General features: G+C 61.3%; 7 protein-coding genes. 2 read left to right on the forward strand and 5 right to left on the reverse strand.

The window, feature by feature from the left end:
* Positions 1-246, forward strand: a 246-nt coding sequence (locus tag ACIQ3R_RS14220; protein WP_397419518.1) for a hypothetical protein, incomplete at its 5' end; no start/stop codon positions are given.
* A gap of 18 nt (positions 247-264) precedes the next feature.
* Positions 265-1,683 (forward strand): oligosaccharide flippase family protein, encoded by a 1,419-nt coding sequence (locus tag ACIQ3R_RS14225; RefSeq protein ID WP_397419519.1) that lies wholly within the window; start codon positions 265-267, stop codon positions 1,681-1,683.
* A gap of 215 nt (positions 1,684-1,898) precedes the next feature.
* On the opposite strand, the gene ACIQ3R_RS14230 is transcribed toward ACIQ3R_RS14225, so the two are convergent.
* The 5 genes from ACIQ3R_RS14230 to ACIQ3R_RS14250 form a co-directional block, all read right to left on the reverse strand.
* On the reverse strand, positions 1,899-2,771 hold the full coding sequence (locus ACIQ3R_RS14230) for a glycosyltransferase family 2 protein (protein WP_397419520.1): 873 nt from the start codon (positions 2,769-2,771) through the stop codon (positions 1,899-1,901).
* Positions 2,771-3,433, reverse strand: a complete 663-nt coding sequence (locus tag ACIQ3R_RS14235) for an exosortase C-terminal domain/associated protein EpsI (RefSeq protein ID WP_397419521.1) — start codon at positions 3,431-3,433, stop codon at positions 2,771-2,773. The genes ACIQ3R_RS14230 and ACIQ3R_RS14235 overlap by 1 nt, the downstream gene beginning before the upstream one ends.
* Before the next feature lie 20 nt (positions 3,434-3,453).
* On the reverse strand, positions 3,454-4,335 hold the full coding sequence (xrt, locus tag ACIQ3R_RS14240; RefSeq protein ID WP_397419522.1) for an exosortase: 882 nt from the start codon (positions 4,333-4,335) through the stop codon (positions 3,454-3,456).
* Between the two features lie 2 nt (positions 4,336-4,337).
* On the reverse strand, positions 4,338-4,976 hold the full coding sequence (locus ACIQ3R_RS14245; RefSeq protein WP_397419523.1) for a CpsD/CapB family tyrosine-protein kinase: 639 nt from the start codon (positions 4,974-4,976) through the stop codon (positions 4,338-4,340).
* A gap of 68 nt (positions 4,977-5,044) precedes the next feature.
* Positions 5,045-5,890, reverse strand: an 846-nt coding sequence (locus ACIQ3R_RS14250; protein ID WP_397419524.1) for a hypothetical protein, incomplete at its 5' end; no start/stop codon positions are given.

Here is a 5,890-nt window from a genome sequence, read left to right on the forward strand (position 1 = left end):
ATCGATGATGGCGGATTCGATCGAATTCTTATCGAAAACAATGAACTTACTGTGGGCTATCCACAGGGAATTGCCTTAGGCACAGGCCGCGACTCCATTGTTCGAAACAACAGGGTCTCTACGCTGGACGGTTCCCAATGGCGCGCGAGCATAAACACTGGAAAAGATGTCAAGCGTTGTGGGAACCGTGTTGCTGCGGCGGCGGGCCGTCCATCGGTGATTGACAAGCCGTGCGAGCCTAGTTGAGCCGTTGGAGCATCCCTTTTGAGACAGGGTGCCCGCGCCTACTTTACGGCCAACATTGCATCGCAGTTGTTCGCTCTGCTGCGTTACGTCGTCCTTGCGCGCCTGCTCGGCCCCTTTGAGTTAGGTTTGGCCGCCACCCTCATCCTCACCGCCGCGTTCTTCGAAGCAGTCAGTGATACAGGCGCGGACCGCTTCTTGGTGCAGGACAAGGATGGCGACAGCCCGACGATGCAGGGGGTCGTTCATGCTGTGATGGCCGCGCGGGGAGTATTCATTGCAGGTGCCCTGGCGCTCTCCGCCAGCTTGCTCGCCGCACTCTACAAGGCACCTGATCTCCAGATCTCATTGATCGCCTTGGGCGCGGCCCCGCTGATCGGCGGCCTCGCACATCTCGATATGCGTCGGTTACAGAGAAACGCGGATTTTCGACCCGAAAGCTGGGTGATGCTGGTGTCGGAAACGATCAGCCTCGTCGCTACCGCGCTCGCCGCTTGGTTCACGCGGGACCACACGGCCGTAGTTTACGGCCTAATAGCGCGGTCCATTGCGCTCGTCGTGGCGTCGCACCTGGTTGCGCGGCGGCCTTATCGCTGGGAGTTCGCGGCCGTCGAGGCGCGCACCTTCGGCGTGTTCGCCGCGCCCCTGGCGGTAAACGGCCTGCTGCTCTTCTTGGGGACTCAGGGCGATCGAGTGGTGGTCGGGGGTGCCCTGGGACCGGAGGCGTTGGGCCATTACAGTGCTGTATTGCTCTTAGCCTACTACCCCACCGCCATGCTCGGGCGGTTCCTCTCCGGGCTCCACCTGCCCCAGCTTTCGGGGGCCAAGACAGAACCGGCTGCCTTCGCGACACAGCACCGGAGCTACGCCGCGCGAATGCTGCTCCTATCCGCAGCCATCATCATCGGCTTCGCCCTCGCAGGGCCCATCGCGACGCCGCTTCTATACGGGCAGGGCTTCGCCCAGCCGCTGCAGATCTTCGCTCTACTCGGCGCCCTCCAGTCAATCCGCTTCGTGCGCCTTTGGCCGACAAACGTAGCAGTCAGCCTAGGGCAGAGTCTCATCGTCATGTTGAACAACGTTGCGCGGATGGCAGCTCTTCCCCTCGCCTTCGCCGCAGCGGCGCTCACGCCGACGTTGGAGGCAATCATCGGCGCCTTCATCGTTGGTGAAGTTGTAGCGCTCGTGGCGGCGTTGATCCTCTTAAGCCGCGCCGGCGCGCTGAAGCTGTCTCGCGAGATCGCCCGCGTGCTGTGCTTGGTTTTTTTGTCGGCGGCCGCCATCGCCGCCGCCTGGACCCTGCAACTGGGCCAATCGATCTGGGCGCTCGTCGCTTCGGGCACTGCCCTTGCGTCAGTAGCGCTCCTAGTTCGGTTAGACTGGAAGGCCGTCCAACTGGACCTAAACTGGGTGCTGTCAAGGATGCGACGGCGAAGCTGAGAGGCTAGGGCTCGTCATCTAGCAGAGACGACGATCAGACTAGCCGGCCTTTGATGGTGGTTGGGAAGCATCGACACTGCGTCCCCTTACGTGCCGCTTCGGTAGGCGGCGTTCGTCCATCCAAAACGTCGGTGGATGACGAAGACTTACCAACAACCCGAAAAGTGCGAACATCACTAAGGAACCAGCGAGGACTGGGAGGGCCAACGCTTCCATCAGGCTCCCCTAACCGCAATTCTCAGTCCATCCGCAAGACGCCACAGGCGGATCCTATAGAGTGTTGTAACGGCTTTGAACCGCGCGCGGCCGCCCTTCAGAGAGCGCGCCGCCAACACCTTTGGGGTATGTGCGATGGCTGAGACCGGCATCGCCAGACAGCGTAGAATCCACGTCACCAAAGCGCCGCCGCGTTTGCGGTGCAAGAGATAGCTCTCCTGGTTCAGGCGTCGCCACTTAGCAACCAGCTCGCCCCAATTCCGGCGCGCCGGGTGGCCGACTACGGCCGCCTCTACATAGCCAAGCGATACACCCTTCTCAACAGCCCGCTGGGACCACTCTTTGTCTTCAGAGACTCCGTTCATAAAGGGTCCAACGCGATCAAACGTTTCGCGCGTACAGAACATGTTCCCGGCGCCGGTAAACCCCAGCCTTTCAATGTAAGTCTTGAAATCAAAGGCGAATACTGCCTCGAAGGCTTCTGCGCCAGTCATCCTTGCAGGATCGGCAACCAGCACGGTCACCCGCCCCCCCACAAGCCCAAACCGATCCAAGCCGTCCACACCGGCCGCGAGCCACCCCGGTTCCGCCTGACAATCAGAATCGATGAACGCCAGGATCTTGCCACGCGACGCAGCCACGGCGGCGTTGCGGTTAGGGCCGGCGCCCTTCTCTGTGCAGACCACAACACGGGCGCGCCCCGCTACCACAGCCTTGACTGCAGGGAGACCGCAAGGCGAGGCGTTGTCAGCGACGACGATCTCCAAATCACTAGCCGGAAATGTCTGAGCCTCCAGGCGCGAGAGGCACAGCTCAAGACCCTGCAGGTCCTGGTAGTGTGGGATGATGACGCTAACGCGAGGCTCCGCCACTAAGCGATCCTGCGGGCCAGATCCGTACCCACCAACGCGGGCCTGAGGTCTCTCGGCGTGGCCGAAAGCAATTGCGGTATAAAGCGCTCAAGCAGTGCAAATGCTGGGGGGGCCTCTCCGATCGCGGAACAACGGAGTAGAATTCCATCAGCAACGAATCCATCGATCGCGTTCAGCAGACGCGCGTCCCGTTGATCACCGGCGCTCTGAGGTAGGCGCTCACCGAGCCTCGTCCAGTAGATAATGTTCTCGGAATGGGTCTCCATGGTAGCGATCACCCGCCGCCCTGGAATTCGGTTGCGGCCCAACGGAATCTGGGTTGCTTCGCTCATCTTTAACTCGAACCCAACGGCGGGATAGCAACTTTCGGGACGGTGAAGTTGCAGGAGGTCGCTCTGGGTGTCGCCATAGGCCGCCAGGACGAAAACCTCATCGCCGGTCGTTTCGTTGAAGTACGCTCGCTGCACCGTTTCGCTATAGAGGCCCTGAGCAAGTCTTCCTGCCTGGGCCGGATTGACGAGGTTGGCCTCATGAGAAACCCAGGGTCCAAACTCCCGAGGCAGCGCGGCCTCGATCGAGCCACCAGCCTTGAGCAGCTTGAGTTTGCTTCTCGGCCGAAGGGCCTCCGCTGCGCCCAGCGCAGATAGGCCCAACCCCGTCAAGATGACTTCTCTCCGCCGGATCATGCGAGCCTACCGGCTTTGGCGCCTGGCCAGACCTTTGAGACCAGGCTGTCGATCGCAAACATCAGGCCCAGCGACAGAGCGAAAAGAAACAGGCCCGCCGATACATGCAGGAAGCCTTGTCCCACAGCGTCGCCGAAGTTGTAGGTGAGAAGGATCAGGAATACGATCCGGATGACATTGGCCGCAACCGCCACGGGGATGATCAGCGCTAGCAGAAAGAGGCAGTATCGCCAGCCTGCGTTCCTTAGAAGGTAAACATAAAACAGCGTAATTGCGACCAGCCCGATCAAGGAGTTCAGTCCTGAACAGGCATCCTCTACCAGCATCTGGTATGGGCCGGCGGTCATTGTCACGCCCTCCCGCACCAAGGGTACGCCGAGCAGCAAGGCGATCTCCCCGGATATCACCGAGACGAACAGCTTTAGCGGCGCCGTGAACTCATCCAGCATCCAGCCCGGCAGGGGCAACAGGAGGCCAAGATACAACAACGGGAACCAGTTCTTGAGGAGGGTCCGCACGCCGAAACGGTCATGCAGTAGCGACAAACCGAAGCCGTAGAGCCCCGCCGCTTCCAAACTAATCAGATCGTAGGCGCGACCGAAAACATAGATCGCCAGCGACACAACGGCCCCAAAGAACGTCAGAACGGGATGGCCTGTCCGTCCTTCCTTGAGCATGGCCGGGATTTCGCGCCAGAGGATCCAGGCGCCGGTCGCCAGCACAATAGGACCGTGGGCGCCGATCTCCTTTGACCAGACCTGGGTGCCCAGGCGATAAAGCGTCGGGGCCGCCAAAACAAGCACTGCCAACGCCAGTACCAACTGGCCCGCGTTCGGCAGTCGCGGTCGCCCCGCGTCAGACTCCACCGCTACCGTCACGCTCAGACCTCGTTCAGCACTGTGCCCACCACGCGGGCTCCATCTTCCTGCAATTGCTGCGCCAACGCCGCGAGATCCCGCGACTTGCTCACATTTGTTCGAGCCACCACCAGGGTGTAGCCAATCATGCTTGCGATACGCAGCGCGTCCGCGCACTGACTTAGCGGCGGCGTGTCAACGATCGTCATCTCGAAATCGCGTAGACACCGCTCGATCATCGATCGGAATGGGGCGCCACCCAGTAACTCTTGGGCGTTGGGCGCCACGCCCCCGGAATAGAGCACCGAAAGGTTGGGGATGACCTCCGCATGTAAGTAGCTATTCGGCAGGCCCTCGTCGGCGACGCACTGGCGCACGCCATCGGCTAGTCCGGGAGGACGGATGAACAGTTCAATCTGAGGCTCGCGGAGGTTACCGTCGATTAGTAGCGTGGACACACCGACCTGAGCCATTGACACCGCCAAATTGGCCGCCGTGAAAGAGCATCCCACCCCTGCGGTCGCGGCGCAAACCGCCAATCCGCGCCGACCATCGCGCATATGTCGGGCGATGATGTGGGTACGAATAGTCCGTATAGCTTCTGCCTCGTAGGGCTTATCGCCCACCAGCGTCACGAGATGTGGCGAAAACTCGTGGCTCATTGGGTCCCCAAGCAGGGCCGCTGAATCTAGTGGCGCAGCCTGTCTCACAACCGCATCAGACATCGCGCTCATTTCTCGCCCGTCCCGGCCATCGCGACCCGCGGTCCCCGTCGGAGCTTCGGCATCTTGAAGCTTGTTTTGATAGGTTTGGGTTCACCGCGCACCACGGCCAAAACAGGTGCCTTGATGGAAACGGCCAAGTCATCGGCACTGCGTACACGCCTTCCGATGAGTTCCAACACCAGCCCGATGACAACGCCCAAGCCAATGCCTCCAAACAACGCTGCGGGAACAATGACCCCTTTTTTCGGAAACTCCGGTTCCTGCGGAGTCACCGCAGCAGAGAGCGGTACAACTCCAGCTTCCGCAACCTCCGCCTCCTGACGCAGTTGCGCTGCGCGAGCGACTCCCTTGTTGTACTGGTCGCGTCGAAGGTCGATCTCATCCTGCATTAGCCGTAGGCGCTCGACCTGCTCGCGTTGACCCATGACCTTTGCCTTTTGCGCCTCAAGCATGCCGCTCGTCGCGCGCGCAGCGCTAACGGCAGCGCTAGCGGAATTGTTGGCGGCCGCGCGCTCCTGGGCGACTTGGTTTTCGAGAACTGCTTTACGCGTCCTCAAGGACTGAAGGGTCGGGTGATTGGGACCCAAGACCTTGGAGGCCTCACCCAACTCGGCTTCAACGGCCGCCAGCATCGGTGCGGATGGGGCCGCCGCCGCCGCCGGGGCAAACACTGGGGCGCCGCCCTGTGAAGCAAGCGCCGCCAAGCGCGCACTGTCGATATCCACCTTGTCGTCTTGTAGCAGGATGCCATTGGCGCGCTCGAATTCCGACTTGGCGCGCTCAGCCTCCATAAGAACGGCCTTCGATTTTTCGGCTTGCGCCTCGTACCATTCGGCGTTCCGCCGAGCTGC

Origin of the sequence: Phenylobacterium sp. (assembly GCF_044371015.1) — a bacterium.
Taxonomy (GTDB): Bacteria; Pseudomonadota; Alphaproteobacteria; order Caulobacterales; family Caulobacteraceae; genus Phenylobacterium.